Raw genomic sequence first — 21,253 nt, forward strand, 5'->3', positions numbered from 1 at the left:
ACGCTCAGCCCAGCACAGCACGGCACTGCACTGCACAGCTCGGCACTGCACAGCTCGGCACTTCAATTCGGCACAGCGCGGCACGGCAGTGCACCGCACCGCACCACACAGCGCACCGAGCACCGCACCACCCCGGAGGGCCGCCCCGTCGCGGCCGGTCCGGCCCCGCCCGCCCGGACCCGCCCAGGTCCCCGCGGGCCATACCGACAAGCAAACGGAGCACCCATGTCCCTTCGTACGTCCCGCATGCCCCAGGAGCCGGTCAGGCGACGGTCCCTGACGGATGCGTCAGTCGTCGCCTTCGGTCCCCTGGAGCCCGCGGCTCTGCCCGTGCTCGCCACCCCGCAGCGGCCCGGTGTCCCGCTGACCGTGTGGGTGCGGGCCAACGCGGAGCTGGTGCGGACGCGGCTGCACGAGCACGGCGCGGTGCTCTTCCGCGGCTTCGACGAGGGCGCCGACGCGCTGCGCCCCGTCGTCGAGGCCGTCGCCGGTGACGGCGCGCTCGCCTACCAGGACGGCGCCACGCCGCGCAGCGACCTGGGCGACGGCATCTACTCCTCCACCGAGTACCCCGCCGACCAGACCATCGAGATGCACAACGAGGCCTGCTACAGCTGGAGTTGGCCGCGCGTCCTCGGCTTCTCCTGCGCGCTGCCCTCGGAGACCGGCGGCCAGACCCCGCTCGCCGACTCCCGCAAGGTGCTCGGCCGGCTGCCCGCCGACCTGGTGGCCCGCGTCGAGGAGCACGGCGTGCGGTACGTGCGCAACTACACGCCGGGCGTCGGCATCCCCTGGCAGGAGGCCCTCGGCTGCGACGAGAGCGGCCTCGACGCGTACGCCGAGCAGACCAGGGTGCGCGTCGAGCGCGTCGCCGACAACCACCTGCGCACCGAGGCCCTGCGGCCCGCCGTCGCCCGGCACCCGGTCACCGGGGAGTGGGTCTGGTTCAACCAGGCCACCAGCTTCCACCTGAGCACGCTCGGCGACGAACTCGCCGCCGAGCTGCTCAGCCAGGTCGGCCCCGAGCGGGTGCCCAAGACCAGCCTGGCGGGCGACGGCAGTGAGTTCAGCCGCGCCGACCTCGACGCGATCAGGGGCGCGTTCGACGCCGAGTCCACGGCCTTCGACTGGCAGCTCGGCGACGTCCTCGTCGTCGACAACCTGCTGGCCTCGCACGGCCGGGCGCCCTTCACCGGCAAGCGGCAGATCCGCGTCGCCATGGCGGGCGCGGCGACCTGGCACGACCTGGAGACCCGGCCCGCGCCGAGCGGCGCCCGGGCGCAGGACGGCACCACCACGCAGACACAGGGGGACAGACGGTGACCACGGTGACTTCGGCATCGACACAGACAGCGGCCGCGAACGGGACGGCCGCGCCCGCGGCGGAGATCTTCCGCGCGGGACCGCAGCAGCACGACGCCACCGGCGACGACACGGTGACGACCCTCGTGCTCCAGGCTCCGGCCGCCGTGGCGGGAGAGCGCCTGGCCGCCGCCGTCGCCGCCCTCACACGCCGGTACGAGGTGCTGCGCACCGCACTGGTGGCCTCCGCCGCGGGCGGCCCGCCCACGCAGCACGTGTTCACCGGGGCGCCGCCCGAGCCCGCCGCCGCCGAAACGGACGGCGCCGCGGGGGCCGCCCTTGCCCGGCCCTGGTCCGCCCTGGCGGGACCCGGAGGCCGCGTCCAGCTCGCCGCGTCCGCCCACGTCCTCGACCACGAGGGCCTGCTGCTCCTCGCGGCCGAACTGGAGCGTGAACTGGCCGGGACGGCCGGTGACGGCACGGGTGAGGACGAGGGCGAGTCCCTCCAGTACGCCGACGTCGCGGAGTGGCTGCACGACATGCTCGCCGAGCCCGAGGCGGCCGCCGCCCGGGCGAGCCAGGAGTCGGCGCACGGCGGCGCCGACGCGGCGGACGAGACGGGCGACGCGGTGGCGCGGGTGCGTTCGCTGGCCCCCGCGGCGGGCGCGACGGCCACGTCGGCGTCGGCAGCCACTGCGGCCACGCCGGTCGAGGCGGGTGCGGCGACGGCTGGGGAGGGCGGCCGACCCACGGCCGACTCCGTCCGCTCCCTCACCCTGCCCGCCGCCACCTTCCCCACGGTCGAGGCCGAGGCGCTGCTCCTCGCCGCCTGGCTCGTGGTCCTGCACCGCTTCGGCGGCGCCGAGACGCTCACCGTGCGGGTGCGCACCGGCCTGCGCGAGGTGCCCCAACTCCAGTCGTCACTCGGCCCGTTGAGCGCCTGGCCGGGTCTGCGCTACGCGTTCGGATCCGGGCGCACCCTCGCGGACGTGGTGTCCGCGGTGCGGGCGGCGCGGGCCGAGCAGCGCGAGAGCGTCGAGCTGATCAGCGATCTGTCCGCCGTGAGCGGGCCGCTCGCCTTCTCGTACGCGGAGGTGCCCGAGCGCGTCGGCGACTGGTTCGTCGAGTCGCTCGTGGCCCGCGGCACGGGGCCCGCGCTGCGCCTCGCCGCCGTGCGCCACGGCGATCGCGTCGAGGTCCGCCTGGACGGCGCCGCCGCGGCCGGGATCGGCGGCCCGGTCGCCGACCGGATCCTGGACGCCCTGGCCGCCGTCGTGGACCAGGGCACGCGGGAGCCGGGAACGCGGATCGGCCGGACGGCCCTCGGCCCCGCCGCGGCTCCGCTGGCGGCGCCCGTGTCGCCCACGGCCGCCGACTGGCAGGAGTCCACCCTGCCCGACCTGATCGTCCGTGCCGCCGGGCGCACTCCGGACGCGACCGCCGTGCGCTGCGGCGACCAGGAGCTGACCTACCGTCAACTCCTGTCGACCGCCGACCGGTTGTCCGCCCGCCTGGACGTCGGCCCCGAGGCCGCCGTCGCCGTGCTCGTGCCGGACCCCGTGGCCCGCCTCGTGACTCAGCTCGCCGTGCTGCGCGCCGGAGCCGCGTACCTGGTCGTCGACACGGACGACCCGGCCGACCGGATCGCGGCGCTCCTCGGCGACGCGTCCGTCCGGACGTGCGTCGCCACGGCGGACACGGCGGCCCTGCTGGGCGACAGCGAGAGCACGGGCAAGGGTGGCGTCGGCAGCGGCCGCGCCGTCGTCGTCCTCACCGCCGACGCCATCGACTTCGGCGGTGAGGAAGCCGACGCGGCGGCGGCCAAGGACGGCCCCGCTGCCCCCGACAACCTCGCCTACCTCCTGTTCACCTCCGGCTCCACCGGGCGGCCCAAGCCCGTCGCCGTCACCCACCGCAACGTCGTCAACTACCTCGGCTGGCTGGCCGACGCGAGCCTCATCGGCCCGGACATCGTGCTGCCCGCGACGGCCGCGCCCGTCTTCGACGCCTCCGTCAAGCAGGTGTGGGGGCCGCTGGTGCTCGGCGGCACGGTCGTGCTGCCCCCCGCCGGACAGCGGCCCGCCGAGACGCTGGCGGCGGCCGTCTCCGGCGCGGAGGCCACCACCGTCACCACGGTCAACACCGTGCCCCGCCTGTGGGACGAGACCCTGCGCGCACTGGAGTCCGCCGACGGCACGGCCGACCCGCGCGAGCGGACCCTGGACGTGCTCCTCGGCGGCGAGGCCCTCACCGCCGACCTGGTGGCACGCACGTACCGCCTGCTGCCGAAGGCACGCCTGTGGAACCTGTACGGGCCCTCCGAGACCACCGCCAACGCCACCGCCGGGATCGTCGGCGCCGACGGCCGCGTCAGCCTCGGCGGACCCGTCGGCGGCACCACACTGCACGTCCTGGACGAGGCGCTCGCGCCGGTCGCGCCCGGCGTGATCGGTGAGCTGTACGTCGGCGGCGCCGGGGTCACCCGCGGCTACGCGGGCCGGGGCGGCCGCACCGCCGAGCGCTATCTGCCGGACCCGTTCGCCACCGAGGCGGGCGCCCGCCTGTACCGCACCGGCGACCTCGTGCGCATCGGCGCCGACGGTCTGCCGGAGTTCTGCGGGCGCGCCGACGGCCAGCTGAAGGTGCGCGGCTACCGCGTCGAGCCCGGCGAGGTCGAGGCCGTCCTGCTGCGTCACCCCGGCGTGCGCGCCGCGGTGGTCGACGCGCGCGAGAGCCGCCTCGTCGCCTGGCTCGTGCCAGGACCGGACGGCGCGCCTACCGTGGCGGAGCTGCGCGAGCACTGCGCCGCCGTGCTGCCCGCGTACCTGGTCCCGGGGCTCTTCGTCGCCCTGGAGCGGGTGCCGCTGACACCGCAGGGCAAGACCGACCGGCGCGCGCTGCCGGACCCGGCGGACGGGCACCTGGAGCAGGGCGGCGAGTTCACCGCACCGCGCACGCCCGTCGAGATGGTCGTCGCGGAGATCTGGCGCACCGTCCTCGGTGTCGAGCGGGTCGGCGCGCACGACAGCTTCTTCGCCCTCGGCGGCGACTCCATCCGCGCCATGCACACCGTCGCCCAGGTCCGCGACCTGATGGGCACCGAACTGCCCCTGCAGGACCTGCTCACCGCGCCCACCGTCGCGGACCAGGCGAACCTGCTCCTCGCCCACGACCAGGACGGCGCCGTCCGCGACTTCGCGGAGGCGTTCGCCGCCCTGGGCACGGCAGACGACCCGGAGTCCCCCACCGAGGGCCCCGCCCACGACGCCCCCAAGGAACAGTCATGACCGCACCCGAACGCTCCGATGGTTCTGATCGCCTCGAGCAGGCCCGGCGCGCCCTCGCGGCCCGCCGCCCGGGGCGCAAGGCCGCGACCTCCCGCGTGCCCCGGCGGGCCGACCAGACCCAGGTCGTCCTCTCGGAGAGCCAGCTCCAGCTGTGGACGGCGCACGCCCTCGACCCCACCGGCAGCGCCTACACCGTCCCCGCCGCCCTCGACATCGAGGGCCCGCTGGACGCCGACGCGCTGACCCGCGCCTTCGACTGGCTGCTCGCCCGGCACGAGGGGCTGCGCCTGGTCACCGAGGACGTCCGCGGCAAGCCGCACGCCCGGCTGCTGCCCACCCTGCCCCCGCTGCGCCGCACCGACCTGACCCGCCTGGCCGCCACGGACGCCGCGGCCGCCGAGCGGCGCAGGGACGAGCTGACCGACGCCGAACTGCGCGCCCCCTTCGCCCTGGACGCCGGCGGCCCGCTCGCCCGGGGCCTGCTGATCGCCCTCGCGCCCGAGCGGCACCGGCTCGTCGTGGCCTTCCACCACCTGGTCGTCGACGGCCTGTCGGTGAGCGTCCTCATCCAGGAACTTACCGCCGCCCACGAGGCGTTCCGCACCGGCTCCGCCCCGCCGCCCGAGCCCGAGGGCCCCTCGTACACCGACTACGCCTGGTGGGAGCGCACCAGCGACGACGCGCCCTCCCGGGAGGCGTCCCTCGCCCACTGGCGGGCCGAGCTGGACGGCGCCCCGCGCGGTCTGAGCCTGCCCTTCGACCATCCCCGCCCCGACACCCGCGGCCATCAGGGCCACCATCTGGTGCGCCCCACCGGGCCCGCGCTGCGCGACCGCGTGGAGAAGTTCGCCGCGGGCTGCGGCGTGTCCGTCTTCGCGGTCCTGTACGGCGCGTGGCGGGCGGCGCTGCACCGGGCCGCCCTCACCGACGACCTGGTGATCGGGGTGCCGGTCGCCAACCGCGTCCGGCCCGAACTGCGCACCACCGTCGGCCCGTTCATCAACACGCTGACGCTCCGCAGCCGCCTGCGCGACGGCGCGACGCTGCGCGACCTCGCCCAGGAGTCGGCGGCCACCGTCGCCGCCTCCCTGGACCACCAGCACGTGCTGACCTCGTCGGTGGTGTCGGCGGTCGGCGGCAGCACCGGCGCCCCGCTGTTCGGCGCGATGTTCGCCTATCTCGGCGAGGACCGCTCCGCGCTGCGCCTCGGTGAGGCCGTCATGACCCCCGTCCCGGTGGAGACGGCCGCCTCCAAGACCGACGTCACCCTCAGCGTCTCGCACCGCGGCGACGACCTGGAACTGATGCTGGAGTACGACACGGAGCTGCTGCGCGAACACACCGCGGGCGCCCTCCTCGACGCGTACGTCCAACTGCTCACCGCCGGCCTCGCCGCCCCGGACCGCGAGGTGCGGCTGCTGCCGCTCGCCGCGCCCGCCGCACCGGAGGGCCCGATGGCCGAGTCCCTGGTGACGCACGGCCTCGACCACGCCTTCCTGCGCTCGGCCGCCCGCCACCCCGCCCGCGTCGCCCTGCACTGGGAGGGCGAGGACATCGCGTACGCGGACCTCGCCGACCGCGTCGAGACCCTGGCCCGCCACCTGGTGGACCAGGGCGTGGCGCCCGGCGACCGCGTCCCGCTGTACCTGGAGCGCGGGCCCGCGCAGATCGTGGCGATCCTCGCGGTGCTGCGCGCGGGCGCCGCGTACGTACCGCTGGACCTGCGCAACCCCGCGGACCGCATCCGGCACGTCCTGGACGACAGCGGCGGCCGCCTGATCGTGTGCGGCGCCGACGGCGCGGGCACGCTCGGCACGGGCCTGCCGCAGGTGTGCGTCGACGGACACGGCCGCCCCCTCGTCGGGGTCGACCCCGAGGCCAGGAACGGCATCGCGCTGCCCGCCCGGCACCCCGGGGACATCGCCTACGTCATCTACACCTCCGGGTCCACCGGCCGCCCCAAGGGCGTCGAGGTCGCCGACGCGCAGGTCCTGCGCCTGTACACGTCGACCGCGCGGCGCTTCGACTTCGGGCCGCACGACGTGTGGACCTTCTTCCACTCCTACGCCTTCGACGTGTCCGTCTGGGAGCTGTGGGGCGCGCTGCTGCACGGCGGGAAACTGGCCCTGGTGCCGGACGAGACCGCCCAGTCGCCCGCGGACCTGCTCGCACTCGTCGAACGGCTCGGCGTCACCGTCTTCAGCCAGACGCCGTCGGCCTTCAAGGGCGTGGTGGCGGCCGACGCCGCCGAGGGCTCCACCCGTGAACTCGCCCTGCGTCACGTCGTGTTCGGCGGCGAGCGGCTCGACCCGAACACGCTGCGGCCGTGGATCGAGGCGCGCGGCGACCGGGCCCCGGTCCTGGTGAACATGTACGGCATCACCGAGACCACCGTGCACTCCACCTTCCGCGTCATCACCGCCGACGACCTGGGCGACCGCACCGGCAGCCCCATCGGCGTACCGATCGACGACCTGACCCTGTACGTCCTCGACGCGGCCCTCAACCCGCTGCCCGCCGGTCTCGTCGGCGAACTCCACGTCGGCGGCGCGGGCGTCACCCTCGGCTACGCCGGACGCGGCGGGCTCACCGCCGAGCGGTTCGTGCCCGACCCGTTCTCCGACGTGCCGGGCGCCCGCCTCTACCGCAGCGGCGACCTGGCCCGGGTCACCGAGGACGGCGAGTTCGAGTACTGGGGGCGCGCCGACGCCCAGGTGAAGATCCGCGGCTTCCGGATCGAGCTGGGCGAGGTGGAGGTCGCCCTCGCCACCCACCCCGGCGTCGCCGCCGCGGTCGCCGACGTGCGCGGCGAGCAGCTCGTGGTGTGGCTGGTGCCCGCTGCCGGTGAACTGCCGGACGTGCCCGAACTCCGCGAGCACGCCTCGGGGCTGCTGCCCTCGTACATGGTGCCCGCGGTCTACACCGCCCTGGACGAGGTGCCGCTGACCGTCAACGGCAAGGCCGACCGGCGTGCCCTGCCCGACCCGGCCGAGGCCCGCCTGGACGCCGGGACCGAGTACACCGCCCCGCGCACCGGCCTGGAGGAGACCGTCGCCGGGGTGTGGGCCGACGTCCTCGGCGTCGAGCGGATCGGCGTGCACGACAACTTCTTCGCCCTCGGCGGGGACTCCATCCGCGCCGTGGAGATCACCGGCACGCTGCGCGCCCTCGGCCACGAGACCCGCGTGCACGCCGTGTTCAAGCACCAGACCGTCGCCGAGTTCGCCACCCACCTCGCGGGCAGCGGCGCCGAGACCCTGGCCCGCGCCGAGCCGTTCGAGATGATCAGCGCCGAGGACCGGGCCGCGCTGCCCGCCGACGCCGAGGACGCCTACCCGCTCAGCGCCACCCAGGCGGGCATGCTCTACCACCTGCATCTGCACCCCGAGGCGGGCATCTACCACAACACCGTCAGCGTGCGGATGCGCGGCCGCCTGGACGCGGACCTGCTGCGCCGCGCACTCGCCGACACCATGGACCGCCACCCCGTCCTGCGCACCAGCATCTCCCTGGACGGCTACTCCGAGCCGCTGCAGATCGTGCACCGGGACGTGGAGCCGCTCCTGACCGTGCGGGACCTGTCCGGGCTCGACGCCGCCGAACAGCGCGCCGAGATCGACGACTTCGTCGCCCATGAGCGCGAGGACCACCTCGAACTGGAGCGCGCCCCGCTGCAACGGCTCGCCGTGCACCTGCTCGGCGACGACGAGTTCCAGCTGACGGTCAGCGAGAACCACGTCATCCTCGACGGCTGGAGCTGGACGTCCACCGTCACGGAGATCTTCAGCCGCCAGGCGGCGCTGCTCGACGACGCCCCCGACTACGGCACCCGCTGGCCCGAACTGCCGCTCCGGTACGCCGACTTCATCAAGACGGAGCGGGCCGCCCTCGAAGGGACGGACGTCGCGGAGGTGTGGCGGCAGCGGATGGCCGACGCCGAACCGCGCTCCGTCGCCGACCTGCGCCCCGCCGGGCTCCCGCAGGTGCGCCGCGTCCAGGTCGACATCGACCCCGACACCTCCCAGCGCCTCGCGCGGCTCGCCAAGGAGGAGGGCCTGCCCTTCAAGAGCCTCGCCGTGGGCGTGCACTTCAAGGTCCTCGCCGAGGCCCTGGCCGTGACCGACCCGGTCACCGGCATGGTGCTGCACGGCCGCCCCGACCTGCCCGGCGCCAAGGACCTGCGCGGCCTGTTCATCAACATGCTGCCGACCTCGATGTCCGTGCCCGGCGGCAGCTGGCGCGACCTCGCCCGGCGCGCCTTCGACGAGGAACGCGGGCTCCTGGAGCACCGGCACACCCCGCTGGTCAACGTGCAGCAGGCGCTCGGCAACGACCCGCTGTTCGACGTGGGCGTGAACTTCGTGCGCTTCCACGCGCTCAGCGAGGTCCTCGACACCGGCGTCGTCGAACTCATCGACCACCACCCGGCGTCCGCCGAGGACACCAACTACGCGGTCATGAGCACCTATTCGGTGCACCCGCCCGCCAACGAGCTGGGCCTGATCCTCGCCTACGACAGCGACCGGGTCTCCGACGAATGGGCCGCCGACCTCGCCACGATGTACGCGCAGGCCCTGCGCCGCTTCGCCACCGACCCAGACGCCCCGCACGACGAGGCCAGCCTGCTGCCCTACGACGCCGCGGCCGCGGCCCGCCGCGCCGACGGCGGCCCGCTGGAGGTGCCCGGCGGCACCCTGCACGAGGCCATCGAGGCCGTCGCTGCGGCCCGCCCCGGCGCGGTCGCGGTCACCGGACCCGGCGGCGCCCTGACCTACCGCCAGCTCACCGAGCGGGCCCGCGCCGCCGCCGACGGCCTCACCGCCGCCGGAGTGCGCAGCGGCGACCTGGTCGCGGTCGTCGCCAGGCGCGGCGTCGACCTGGTGACGGGGCTGCTCGCCGCCATGACGGCGGGCGCGGCCTACGTCCCCGTCGACCCGGAGCTGCCCCTGGAGCGCATCACGCACCTGATCCGCGACTCGGGCTGCCGCACGGCGGTGACCGCGCACCTCACCGACGACGACGCGGCCGTGCTCGCGCTGCTCGCCGACGAGGGCATCACGGTCCGCACCGTCGCCGAGGCGGCCGCGGCCACCGACGCCGGGCCCCCGCAGCGCGCCGACGCCGCCGACCTGGCGTACCTCATCTACACCTCCGGCTCCACCGGCACCCCCAAGGGCGTCGGCGTCAGCCACCACAACCTGCTCGCCTACCTGGAGGCCTCCGCCACCGTCGTGGCGCCCACCGCCGACGACGTGGTCGCGGTCCGCTCCACCTTCACCTTCGACCTGTCGGTGTGGGAGCTGTTCGCGGGCCTCGTGGCCGGATCCCGGATCCACCTCGTGCCCGGCGACGTCGCCGCGGACGCACAGCAACTGCACGGCCATCTGCGGGGCGAGGGCGTCACCATGCTCGCCACCACCCCGACGATCGCGCAGGAGCTGGCCGCCGTGGACGGCAGCGGCGACACCGGCGGCGCCCCGCTCGGCCTGCGGGCGCTGCTGCTCGCGGGCGAGGAGGTCGTGCCCGCCCGGTTCGCCGACTGGTTCGAGGGGCCCTCCGCGCAGGGCTGCCGGGTCTTCAACTGGTACGGCCCGACCGAGGCCACCGTCCTGATGACCGTCGCCGAACTCACCGCCGAGGTCACCCGCAGACAGCGGGCCCCCATCGGCGGCCCGGTGCCGGGCTCCACCATCTGGGTCCTCGACGAGCACATGCAGCCGGTGCCGCCCGGCGCCGCGGGCGAGCTGTACATCGGCGGCGTCCAGGTGGCCCAGGGCTACTGGCGGCGCCCCGGCCTCACCGCCGGACGCTTCATCCCCGACCCGTTCGCCGCCGAACACGGGGCGCGGCTCTACCGCACCGGCGACCGCGCCCGCCACCGGGCCGACGGCCAGCTGGAGTTCCTCGGCCGCTTCGACAACCAGATCAAGCTGCGCGGCCACCGCATCGAGCTCGGCGAGGTCGAGTCCGTCCTCGTCGACCACCCGGGCGTGACCGACTGCGTCGTGGTGGTGCACGGCGCCGCCGGCGCCACCCCGCGCCTCGTCGCGTACGTGGTGCCGGAGACCGGCGGCCTGGACCGCGGCGAGCTGCGCACCCGGGCCGCCGGACGCCTGCCGCGCTACGCGCTGCCCGCGGCGATCCGCCTCGTCGAGGAGATCCCGCAGACACCCAGCGGCAAACTGGACCGGCGCCGACTGCCCGCGCCCACCGCCGACGACTTCCTCGGCACGTCGGGCAGCGCCGAACCGCCCCGCGACGACGTCGAACGCGAACTCCTCGCGATCTGGCAGGACCTGCTCGGCCTGGAGGGCCTCGGCATCCGCGACCACTTCTACGAGGCGGGCGGCCACTCGCTGCTCGCCACCCGGCTGCTCCTTCGGGTGCGGCGCGAGTTCGGGGTGCGGCTGCGGATACAGCAGGCCATGGCGGACTTCACCGTGGCGGGCCTCGCCGAACTCATCAAGTCGGCGCGGGAGAGCACCGACGGTGCCTCGGCGCGGAGAGCGGGACGTCGATGAACTTCATCTCCCTCCTCGCCACCCGGTCCCGGACGACCGTGATCGCCGCGGTGGTCGCGGGCCTGCTCTCGGGCGGCGCGACCGTGGCCCTGATCGCGGTGCTCCAGCGGGTGCTCGAACGGCTCGACGACCCGGGCACCGGGCTGCTCGCCGCCTTCATCGCGGCGGCGCTCACCGTGATGCTCGCCGGGGCCGTCTCGTCCATCCTGCTGATCCGACTCGCCCAGCGCTCCATCCAGGAGCTGCGGATGGAGCTGTGCCGCCGGATCCTCGACAGCGGCATGCGCCGCATCGAGCGCATCGGCCCCGCCCGGCTCCAGTCCGCCCTCACCGACGACGTCCAGATCATCACCAGCGCGGTCAGCAGCGTGCCGCTGCTCTCCATGAACGGCTCCATCGTCATCGGCGCCTTCGTCTACATCGGGGTGCTGTCCTGGAAGATGCTGCTCGGCATGATCGGCGTGCTCGCCGTCGGCCTGCTGCTCTACCAACTCCCCGTACGCCGGGCCGGAGTTCATCTGCGCCGCGCCCGTGAGCACCAGGACGCCATGCACGGCCACCTGGAGAGCGTCACGCGCGGCGCCAAGGAGCTGAAGCTGGACCGCGGCCGCCGCGACGAGGTCCTCGACGGCGGCGTCGGCGCCACCGGCAAGCTCCTGGTGCGGGACACCACCCGGGGCGTGGGCCTCTACACCATCGCGGGCTCCTGGGGGCAGCTGCTCTTCCTCGCCTGCATCGGCATCATGCTGTTCGCAGGCCCCCACTTCGACATCCCCGCCGACGACCTGACCGGCTTCACCCTCGCCGTCATCTACATCAACACCCCGCTGGTGACGGTCCTCAACCTGATCCCGGCACTAGGCCGGGCCGGGACGGCACTGCGCTCCCTCGACGCGCTCGACCTGGGCGACGAGAGCGGCCTGCGATCCCCCGAGCGGGCCGACGCCGAGCAGGACGCGGGGGCCGAGCTGCGGCTGCGCGGCGCGGTCTTCCACTACGACACCGCCGGGGACGAGACGGGCTTCCAAGTCGGCCCGATCGACGCCCGGTTCGCCCCCGGCACCCTCACCTGTCTGATCGGCGGCAACGGCAGCGGCAAGACCACGCTGGCCAAGATGCTGTGCGGCCTCTACCCGCCGAGCGCGGGCGAGATCGTCCTCGACGGCACGCCCGTGGCCGGGGACCGGGTCGAGGAGCTGCGGGGGAGCGTCGCCGGGGTCTTCGCCGACGTCCACCTCTTCCGCACCCTGCCGGCCCACCCCGACGGCGACGAGGAGGCCAACCGGCTGCTCGCCCAGCTCGGCATGGACAGCAAGGTGACGGTGCGCGACGGGGAGTTCTCCACCATCTCCCTGTCCACCGGGCAGCGCAAACGCCTCGCCCTGGTGGCGGCGCTGCTCTCGGACCGGCCGGTGCTGCTGTTCGACGAGTGGGCCGCCGACCAGGACCCCGAGTTCCGGGAGTTCTTCTACACCGAGGTCCTGCCCGCGCTGCGCAAGCGCGGCAAGACCGTCATCGCCATCACTCACGACGACCGCTACTTCAACATCGCCGACCAGATCCTCAAGCTCGACCGCGGCACCATCGCCGAGCTCACGGAACCGGCCCGCCCCGCGGCCGAACCCGCCGCGCTCTGACCGCTTCCACCACACCCCCCACCGCACCGGGTCACGCACGCCCAGCGCACCCGTTCCCGCTCACCACGCCTCACCACGTTTCAAGGAGACAGCCATGTCCGAAGCGCCCCGCTACGACGTCGTCCGCAACGACGAGGAGCAGTACTCCCTCTGGGAGGCCGACCGCGAACTGCCCCTCGGCTGGCACCGCGAGGGCACCAGCGGCACCCGCGAGGAGTGCGTCGCGCACATCGACCGCGTCTGGACGGACATCCGGCCGCGCAGCGTGCGCACGCGCCAGCAGACGGCCCGGGCCTGACGGCGCGCGCCGCCCGCGACCCGTGAACGACCACGCACCGCACGCGCCGACACCGCACCACACAGCACCGCACGCGACAGCGCCACACCCGTCGCACACCACGCCACAGCACCAGTCACACGCCACGTCACAGGACAAGGGGACAGCCATGAGCCAGGCCGGGATCGACCTGCTGCGCGACCACGTCAGCGGGGACTTCGGTGACATCATTCTGGACGTCCGCAACAGCCAGGGCTGCTGGCTGGTGGACGAGCGGGACGGCTCCCGCTACCTGGACATGTCGATGTTCTACGCATCGGCGCCGCTCGGACACAACCATCCGGCCCTGCACGGCGACGCGGAACTCGACGACGCGTTCCTCGCCGCGGCCCGGATGAAGCCCGCCAACCCCGACTACGGCACCCGCGAACAGGCCAGTTTCGTCGAGGAGTTCATCGGCTTGCTCGGCTCCGACGACATGCCGTACCTCTTCTTCATCGACGGCGGCGCGCTCGCCGTCGAGAACGCCCTGAAGGTCGCCTTCGACTGGAAGACGCAGCACAACGCCGCCCGCGGGATCGCCGTGCGCGGCTCGCGCGCCATGCACCTGGAGCGCGCCTTCCACGGCCGCAGCGGCTACACGATGTCGCTGACGAACACCGACCCGTCCAAGATCCGCGACTTCCCCGTCTTCGACTGGCCGCGCATCCCGAGCCCGGCCGTCAACGACATGAGCCGCTGGGACGAGCCGGAGCTGTTCCCCGAGGAGCAGGCCGCCCTGGACGCCGCCGCGGCGGCCTTCTACCGGTTCGCCGACGAGATCGCGTGCTTCGTCTTCGAGCCCATCCAGGGCGAGGGCGGCGACCGCCACTTGCGGCCGCAGTTCCTGAAGGCGATGGCGGAGCTGTGCCGGAAGAACGACGCCCTGTTCGTCGCCGACGAGGTGCAGAGCGGCTTCGGGATCACCGGTGAGCGCTGGGCGAGCGAAGCGCTCGGGCTGCGCCCCGACGTGATCGCCTTCGGCAAGAAGACCCAGGTGTGCGGCGTCATCGGCGGGCGCCGGGTGCTCGAGGTGGAGGGCAACGCCTTCCGTACGTCGAGCAGGCTCAGCTCCACCTGGGGCGGCAACCTGGTCGACATGATCCGGGCCACCCGGATCATGAAGGTCGTCCGCGAGGAGGGCCTGTTCGAGAACGCGGCCCGCACCGGCGCCCATCTGGTCGGCCAGCTCCGCGAGATCGCCGCCGAGTTCCCCGACCTGGTGTCCGCCCCGCGCGGCCGCGGCCTGATGTGCGCGATCACGCTCACCGACGGCGCGCTGCGCGACCGGGTCCTGCAGCGCGCGTACAGCGGCCACGGAGTGATCTTCCTCGGCTCGGGCGTGCGCGAGCTGCGCTGGCGGCCGCCGCTGTCGGTGACCGAGACCGAGCTCGACCTCGGCGTCAGCGCGCTGCGCGCCGTCCTGAAGGAGATCGCCGCGGAGGACCAGGCATGAACCGCATCGCCCGACCGCAGCCACGCCCCTGGGCGGCGCGCAGGCTCGTCTGCATGGGCTTCGCCGGTGGCGGCACCGTCGCCTTCCGGCCCTGGGCCCGGCTGCTGCCGCTCGAGGTGGAGCTGCGCACCCTGTGCTACCCGGGCCGCGAGTACCGGTACGCGGACGAGATCACCGGCGGCTGGGACGGCTTCGTCGAGGACTGCGCGGACGCCGTCGCCACCGAGGTGCGCTCCCCGTACGTGCTGTACGGCCACAGCATGGGCGCCCTGCTCGCGTTCGAGACCGCGCGCCTGCTCCAGGAGCGGGGCGCCCAGGGCCCCGAGAGCGTGATCCTCTCCGGGCACATCGCGCCGCAGCACTGGACGGGGGTCCGCTCGGCCAAGCTCGCGACGGCCTCCGACGAGGAGCTGGCCGCGTCCCTGGAGGCGGGCGGCGGCCTGCCGCAGTCGGTCGTCAGCGACCCCGACCTGCTCGCCATGGCCGTGGACCTGCTCCGCATGGATCTGGAGGCGTACGCCGCCTATGAGTTCCGGCGCGCGCCCCGGCTGCGCGCGCCCCTGCACCTCATGGTCGGCGAGGACGAGCTGACGCCCGCCCACGACGGCTGGGAGGAGCTGACGGAGGGGCCCTTCACACGGGCGGTCCTGCCGGGCGGGCACTTCTTCACTCCACGCGTGTGGGGCCAACTCCCGCGCCACATGCCCGCGTTCCTGCCCGACGGCGCCGCCGAGCTGGCGGGCTGATGGGGGCGCGCGTACCCGCGGCCGAGCTGCCGCCCGCCGCCGACGTGGTGATCGTCGGCGGCGGGGTGATGGGCACCAGCATCGCCTTCCACCTGGCCGAGGCCGGGGTCCGTGACGTGCTGCTCCTGGAGCGGGACGCACTGGGCTCGGGGTCCACGAGCAAGGCGGCGGGCGGCATCCGGGGGCAGTTCTCGGACGCGGTCAACATCCAGCTGGGCGCCCGCAGCCTGGAGCTGTTCCAGGACTTCGGCAACCGTCCCGGTCAGGAGATCGATCTGCACCGGGAGGGCTATCTCTTCCTGCTCTCCCGGCCCGAGGACGTGACGGCCTTCGAGCGGAACGTGGCGGTCCAGAACGAGTTCGGGGTGCCCAGCCGGATGCTGGACCCGGCCGAGGCCCGCGCGCTGTCCCCGCTGATCTCCACGGACGGCGTGCTGGCCGCGGCGTACTCGCCCGACGACGGCTACTGCGCGCCGGAGTCGGTGGTTCTCGGCTACGCGGTCGGCGCCCGGCGGTACGGCGCCCGGCTTCTGACGAACTGTCAGGTCAGCGGTATGGAGCGGGCGGTGGGCCTCTCGGGGGCCACCACCGTGGTCACCGAACGCGGCACGGTCACGGCCGGCACGGTGATCTGCGCGGCCGGTGCTTGGTCGGCGGCGCTCGGCGCGATGGCCGGGGTCGACCTGCCCGTACGGCCCTACCGGCGGCAGGTCCTGGTGACGGGACCGCTGGCGGACCGGCCCGAACGCGTGCCCATGACCATCGACTTCACCACCAGCTTCTACTTCCACGGCGAGGGCCGGGGCGTGCTGCTCGGCATGTCCGACCCCGACGAGCCCTCCGGGTTCGACCTGTCCCGCTCGGACGCCTGGCTGCCCCGCCTGTCCGAGGCGATGGCCCTGCGCGCGCCCCGGCTCGCCGAGGCGGAGGTCGTCACGGGCTGGGCCGGACTCTACGAGGTCACGCCCGACCATAACGCGCTGATCGGCGAGGCCCCCGGCCCCGGCCGCTTTCTGTACGCGACCGGCTTCTCCGGCCACGGCTTCCTCCAGGGGCCCGCGGTCGGCGAGGTCGTCCGCGATCTCTACCTGGGACGACGGCCCTTCGTCGACGTCTCGGCCCTCTCCGCGGAGCGCTTCACCCAGGGCGCGCCACGAAAGGAACTCAACTGTGTCTGAGGACTCAAGCGTGTCCGGCGGACGGGACAGAGCCGGGAGCTCCCGGTTCGGCCGCGTACGGACCCTGCTCGTCGCCCTGACCGTCTCCGCCGCCGGACTCGCCGCGGCCACGCCCGCGCGGGCGGCGGACGACACCCCCGGCGTGGTCAGCAGGGCGGCCGTCGTCGACGTGCCCGGCGCCGAGGGCGGCACGGCCGCGCAGCGCGAGCAGGCGCTGCTCGACTACTGGACGCCGGAGCGGGTCCGCCGCGCCACCGGCGAGAAGAAGGCCCCGGCGCCGGCCGTGGACCGGGCCGACCCGCGCCTCGCGGCGGCCGGACCGCACTCCACCGCCGTCGGCAAGCTCGTGTTCGAGCACGCCAACGGCAAGCCCGACCACTGCACCGCGACCGCGGTCGACAGCGACTCGGAGATCCTCGTCCTGACCGCCGCGCACTGCCTCCACGAGGGGCCGGGCGGCAACTGGACGAAGAACGTCGTGTTCATCCCGGCGCGCGAGGGCGGCAGCGAGCCCTTCGGCCGGTTCACGGCCTGGAACGTCGCCACCTCCGCGCTGTGGAGCAGCGGCGCCAAGCCGGACTGGGAGCACGACTACGGCCTGGTCATCACCAATGACAACGCCAAGGGCGAGACCGTCTTCGACGCGGCGGGCGGCTACCAGATCGTGCCCGACGCGCGCACCGGCGAGGAGGTGTCGGTCATGGGCTACTCGGGGCCGCCCTACGACGGCGAACACCAGGAGTTCTGCCAGGACTTGATCGAGCCGACGGTCCCGCCGATGAACATGTGGCAGGTCGAGTGCCCGAACATGACGCCGGGCTCCAGCGGCTCACCCTGGCTGCTCGACTACGACTACGACACCGGCTCGGGCTACATCGGCGGCCTCAACAGCATCTCCGACACCCGGGGCTACATGGCGTCACCCCGGTTCGACGCCAAGACGGGTGAATTCGTGTCGATGGTGGAGCGGATCGCGGCGGCACGGCCTTAAGCATGAGCGGGAACGGGTGCGAACGGGGCGGGAACGGGCGGGGTCCGGCGGGCAGCAGCGGGCTTCCGGCGGGCTTCCGGCGGGCTTCCGGCGGGCTTCCGGCGAGAGGGGACGCGATGAGTGAGGCCGAGGACGGTGCCGTGGTGCCTTCGGTGCCGTCGGCCAACCCCGACGGGGGCTGGGGCCGGGCGAAGGTCCCGCTGCCCGCGCCCGCACTCGACCTCGGCGTGCCGCTGCCCCAGGTCGCCCGGCCCGTCGGCACGGTCGTCCTGCGCACGCTGCTGGTGTCCGCGCAGGACCCGGCGGTCGTGCCCGCCCGCGAGGACACCCTGAGCGCCGGCGAACGCGCCCGGCTGCCCGGGGACGCGGCGGAGCGGCGGCGGTACGTGGCCGAGCGCGCCGGACTGCGGCTGCTCCTGGCCTCGTGTCTGGGCGCGGCGCCGCAGGGCATCGCCGTCGACGCGGGTCCCTGTCCGCACTGCGGCGCCGATCACGGGCGCACGGCGAGCGCGCGGGGCAGGCCGCCCCTGTACGTCGCCACCGCGGCGCACGGCGACCTCGTCGTGCTGGCGCTCGCGGCGGCGCCGGTGGGCCTCGGCCTCGCGGTGCCCGGCGGGCAGGACCGCGAGGCGCTGCTGCGGGCCCGCAAACCGGCCCGGCTCGCGGCGGGTTCGGGCGCCCTCGCCCGGGGCCGGTGCCGGGAACCAAGAACGTCCGGTGTGGCGCGGCACGTCGAGTACGTGGGCGTCCCGCCGGAGGGGGAGTGCGTCGTGTCCGTCGTATGGCAGGAGCACTCCCCGCTCTGAGGCACGCGCGTGAGCGTGTGCCCCGACAGCGTCAGCGTGGTGGTTTGGGGCCAAGTCCCCTGGCGTATGGCTCAGATGCCGTCAAGAACCCGTCATCGGGGCGCCACCCCCACGCGGCGCGCACGACCGCCGGCCGACAGGCCGGCGGTGATCAATGAAAGCCATGGCTCCGCGCACTCGGGCCCGGAGTCGTGTCATGACCCCCACAAGGAGGATCCCTATGCGTCGTCGACTCGCCGCTGTGGCCGTGAGCGCCGCTGCCCTCACCCTCGGAACGGGCCTCGCGGCCGCCCCGGCGTCCGCCGTCCCGGCGGACAAGGCGCAGGTGCTCAGCCGCTGGACGCAGACCGACGCGGGCAGCTACAACACGTGGGTCTCGGCCCGCAACAACCAGGGTGCGTGGAGCGCGTACAAGTTCAACTGGTCCACGGACTACTGCTCCTCCTCCCCGGACAACCCGTTCGGCTTCCCGTTCCAGACGGCCTGTGCCCGGCACGACTTCGGCTACCGCAACTACAAGGAGATGGGCACCTTCGACGCCAACAAGGCCCGCGTCGACAGCGCCTTCTACGCGGACCTGAAGCGGGTCTGTGCCACCTACAGCGGCGCCAAGAAGGTCTCCTGCGACGCGCTGGCCTGGACCTACTACCAGGCCGTCGACAAGCTCGGCAAGGTCGCCCCGCAGAACACCGTGAACGCCGCCTGACCCCGCCGGTGAGGGGCGGGCGACCGCCCCTCACCGGCACCACCGGGCCCGCGCGCACGCGCGGGCCCGGTGACCCATGGACCATGGGGTCATGGACGACCTCACCCCGATACGGGACGTGGCGGACCGCTTCGGACTGCCGCTGTCCACGCTGCACTACTGGGAGCGGCGCGGTCTGGTGGCGCCGCACCGGCGCTCCGGACGGCGGTACTTCGACACCGAGCAGGTCTACCGCGTGGCACTCGTCAAGCTGTGGCGGGAGACCGGCCACATGTCCATCGACGAGATCGACACCCTGCTGCGCCGCGACGACCCCGCCGCCGACTGGCAGCGGACCGTGCACGCCCGCGCCGCCGCGCTCCAGGCCCACATCGCCCGCCTCGAAGCCGCCCGCACCTACCTCGGCCATCTGCTCTCCTGCACCCACGGCGACGACCTGGAACGCTGCCCCGACTTCCGCGCGACCGTCCCCCTGGGCCGCGCCGACCCGTCGGACAGGCCCTAGTCGCGCGGCACGACGACCTCCCGGCGCAGCACGGGCCGAGCGTCGGACGCGTCCGGTACGGCGAAGAGCGCGTCCACGGCCGGGCGCTGCACGGCGTACGCCGCCACGAGCCCGGCGATCTCCCGTTCGCCCGCGGGCAGTCCGGCGGCGGCCAGCAGGCTCCGCACCCGGACGCCGATGTCCTGCCGGTCGGCGCTCCCGCCGTGGTCGGTGGTCATGCGCGCCCCTCCGCGGCGGTGGGGCCGCCCGACGCCCGCGCCGCGTACGCCGCAGGACCGGGGGCGCGCCGGTGCCAGTCGGTGCGCTCCTGGAACGCGTCCCCGACGCGCAGGACCGTCGCCTCGTCCGCCACCGGCCCCGCGATCTGCAGGGACAGCGGGAGCCCGGCCCCTGTGACGCCCATCGGCACCGCGAGGACGGGGTTGGCCAGCGCGTTCCAGTACGGCGTGTGGACCTTGCCGAACACGCCCGCGTGGTCCTGGTGGCCCGCCGCGTCCGCCAGGGCGTCGAACGGCGGTGCCCCGATCGACGCGGTCGGGCACACGAGCACGTCCACGTCCGCGAACAGGGCGTCCACGGCCCGCTGCGCCACCGTCCGCACGCGCTGCGCCTGGACGTAGTCCGCGCCGGACACGAGCGCGCCCGTCGCGAGGAGCCCGCGCGCGGCCACGCAGTAGTCGTCCCAGCGGCGCGACAGACCGGCGCGGTGGTGGGCAAGCCCCTCGGCGGCCGCCGTCACGAACACCGTGGTGATCAGCTCCCGCCAGTACGGCAGCCGCACCTCCACCGCGTCCGCGCCCAGACCGGTGAGCACCGACACGGCCGCGTCGAACACCCCGGGCAGCGCGGGGTCGCCGTCGGCGGGGAAGTGGTGCTCGCGCGCGACGCCGACGCGCAGCCCGTCCAGACCACCGCCGAACCGGGGCTCGGTGAACGGCACTTCGAGGCCGCCCGCAGTCATCCGGCTCCCGCGGCCCGCCTTCCCGCCGCCGTTGCCCGCCGTCCCACGGCCACTGCCCGCCGCCCCGCCGCCGGACGCCGCCCCGCCGCCGTCCCGCCCCCCGGCGAGCACGCTCAGCACCGCCGAGCAGTCCCGCGCGCCCCGTGCCAGCGGCCCCACCCGGTCGAGGCTGTACGCGAGCGGCACACACCCGGCCGCCGGCACCCGCCCGAACGTCGGCAGCAACCCGCTGACCCCGCAGAACGCCGCGGGCATCCGGATGCTCCCGCCCGTGTCGCTGCCGAGCGCGGCCGCGAAGAGACCCGCCGCGACCCCGCTCGCGGAGCCCGAACTCGACCCCCCGGCCCACAGGTCGGGCCGCCACGGGTTGCGCGGGACCGGGAACGGCTTGTCCTCCTCGGGGAGTCCGCAGCCGAACTCCATCGCGGTCGTCTTCCCCGTGATGACCGCGCCCGCCGCGCGCAGCCGTGCCACCACCGGGGCGTCCCGCCCGGCCCACCAGGCCCGGTCGTGGACGAGGCTCTGCGCGGTGGTCGGCCCGTCGGCGACCGCGATCGTGTCCTTCACGCCGAACGGGATCCCGTGCAGCGGCCCGCGGTCGATCCCGCGCGCCAGCTCCTCGTCCGCGCGCCGGGCGGCCGCGCGCGCCCGCTCGTCGAACCGCGCCAGATACACCCCGAGCGCCCCGTCGTGCCGCTCGGCCGCCGCGATGGCCGCCTCGGTGAGGCCGACGCTGGTCACGGTGCCGTCCCGCAGCGCGAGTGCGGTCCCGGACAGGGTCGGGGCCAGGGGCCGGGTCAAGGGTTCGCTCATGTTCCACCTCCGCGTACGCCGCCGAGGA

The 21,253-nt window shown here is 74.6% G+C and carries 14 protein-coding genes; 12 read left to right on the forward strand and 2 right to left on the reverse strand.

Translation table 11 applies throughout. The features are described 5' to 3' along the window. Positions 1-225: 225 nt before the first annotated feature. The 12 genes from ACZ6BG_RS33315 to ACZ6BG_RS33370 all read left to right on the forward strand — a co-directional run bounded on the left by ACZ6BG_RS33315 (position 226) and on the right by ACZ6BG_RS33370 (position 19,451). Entirely contained in the window at positions 226-1,323 is a 1,098-nt protein-coding gene (locus ACZ6BG_RS33315) for a TauD/TfdA family dioxygenase (protein ID WP_469008380.1), read from the forward strand. A gap of 5 nt (positions 1,324-1,328) precedes the next feature. After that, positions 1,329-4,589 (forward strand): amino acid adenylation domain-containing protein, encoded by a 3,261-nt coding sequence (locus tag ACZ6BG_RS33320; RefSeq protein ID WP_469008383.1) that lies wholly within the window; start codon positions 1,329-1,331, stop codon positions 4,587-4,589. Further along, positions 4,586-11,110, forward strand: coding sequence for an amino acid adenylation domain-containing protein (locus tag ACZ6BG_RS33325; RefSeq protein ID WP_469008385.1), 6,525 nt, complete (start codon positions 4,586-4,588; stop codon positions 11,108-11,110). The genes ACZ6BG_RS33320 and ACZ6BG_RS33325 overlap by 4 nt, the downstream gene beginning before the upstream one ends. Next, positions 11,107-12,747 carry a cyclic peptide export ABC transporter gene (locus ACZ6BG_RS33330; RefSeq protein ID WP_469008388.1) on the forward strand — a complete coding sequence of 547 codons (1,641 nt, stop codon included), beginning with the start codon at positions 11,107-11,109 and terminating at the stop codon, positions 12,745-12,747. Before ACZ6BG_RS33325 ends, ACZ6BG_RS33330 begins: the two co-directional genes overlap by 4 nt. A 94-nt stretch (positions 12,748-12,841) precedes the next feature. Continuing rightward, the gene (locus ACZ6BG_RS33335; RefSeq protein ID WP_385713736.1) at positions 12,842-13,045 is read left to right on the forward strand and encodes an MbtH family protein; all 204 of its coding nucleotides are present in this window, start codon (positions 12,842-12,844) and stop codon (positions 13,043-13,045) included. Between the two features lie 148 nt (positions 13,046-13,193). Continuing rightward, entirely contained in the window at positions 13,194-14,519 is a 1,326-nt protein-coding gene (lat, locus tag ACZ6BG_RS33340; RefSeq protein WP_469008391.1) for an L-lysine 6-transaminase, read from the forward strand. Next, a complete protein-coding gene (locus ACZ6BG_RS33345; protein ID WP_469008397.1) occupies positions 14,516-15,265 on the forward strand; it encodes a thioesterase II family protein in 750 nt (249 codons plus the stop codon). Before lat ends, ACZ6BG_RS33345 begins: the two co-directional genes overlap by 4 nt. Next, entirely contained in the window at positions 15,265-16,443 is a 1,179-nt protein-coding gene (locus ACZ6BG_RS33350) for an NAD(P)/FAD-dependent oxidoreductase (protein WP_469008400.1), read from the forward strand. The genes ACZ6BG_RS33345 and ACZ6BG_RS33350 overlap by 1 nt, the downstream gene beginning before the upstream one ends. Then, a complete protein-coding gene (locus ACZ6BG_RS33355; protein ID WP_469008402.1) occupies positions 16,436-17,434 on the forward strand; it encodes a trypsin-like serine peptidase in 999 nt (332 codons plus the stop codon). Before ACZ6BG_RS33350 ends, ACZ6BG_RS33355 begins: the two co-directional genes overlap by 8 nt. Positions 17,435-17,550: 116 nt before the next feature. Beyond that, on the forward strand, positions 17,551-18,240 hold the full coding sequence (locus ACZ6BG_RS33360; RefSeq protein ID WP_469008405.1) for a hypothetical protein: 690 nt from the start codon (positions 17,551-17,553) through the stop codon (positions 18,238-18,240). Between the two features lie 220 nt (positions 18,241-18,460). Further along, positions 18,461-18,946, forward strand: coding sequence for a phospholipase (locus ACZ6BG_RS33365; RefSeq protein WP_469008407.1), 486 nt, complete (start codon positions 18,461-18,463; stop codon positions 18,944-18,946). A gap of 91 nt (positions 18,947-19,037) precedes the next feature. Continuing rightward, on the forward strand, positions 19,038-19,451 hold the full coding sequence (locus ACZ6BG_RS33370) for a MerR family transcriptional regulator (RefSeq protein ID WP_469008409.1): 414 nt from the start codon (positions 19,038-19,040) through the stop codon (positions 19,449-19,451). Here the strand turns inward: ACZ6BG_RS33370 and ACZ6BG_RS33375 are convergent. Next, on the reverse strand, positions 19,448-19,669 hold the full coding sequence (locus ACZ6BG_RS33375; RefSeq protein ID WP_469008412.1) for a hypothetical protein: 222 nt from the start codon (positions 19,667-19,669) through the stop codon (positions 19,448-19,450). The genes ACZ6BG_RS33370 and ACZ6BG_RS33375 overlap by 4 nt on opposite strands. Continuing rightward, positions 19,666-21,225, reverse strand: coding sequence for an amidase (locus tag ACZ6BG_RS33380; RefSeq protein WP_469008414.1), 1,560 nt, complete (start codon positions 21,223-21,225; stop codon positions 19,666-19,668). The genes ACZ6BG_RS33375 and ACZ6BG_RS33380 overlap by 4 nt, the downstream gene beginning before the upstream one ends. Between the last annotated feature and the right edge of the window lie 28 nt (positions 21,226-21,253).

The organism is Streptomyces sp. NPDC041205, from assembly GCF_055591765.1.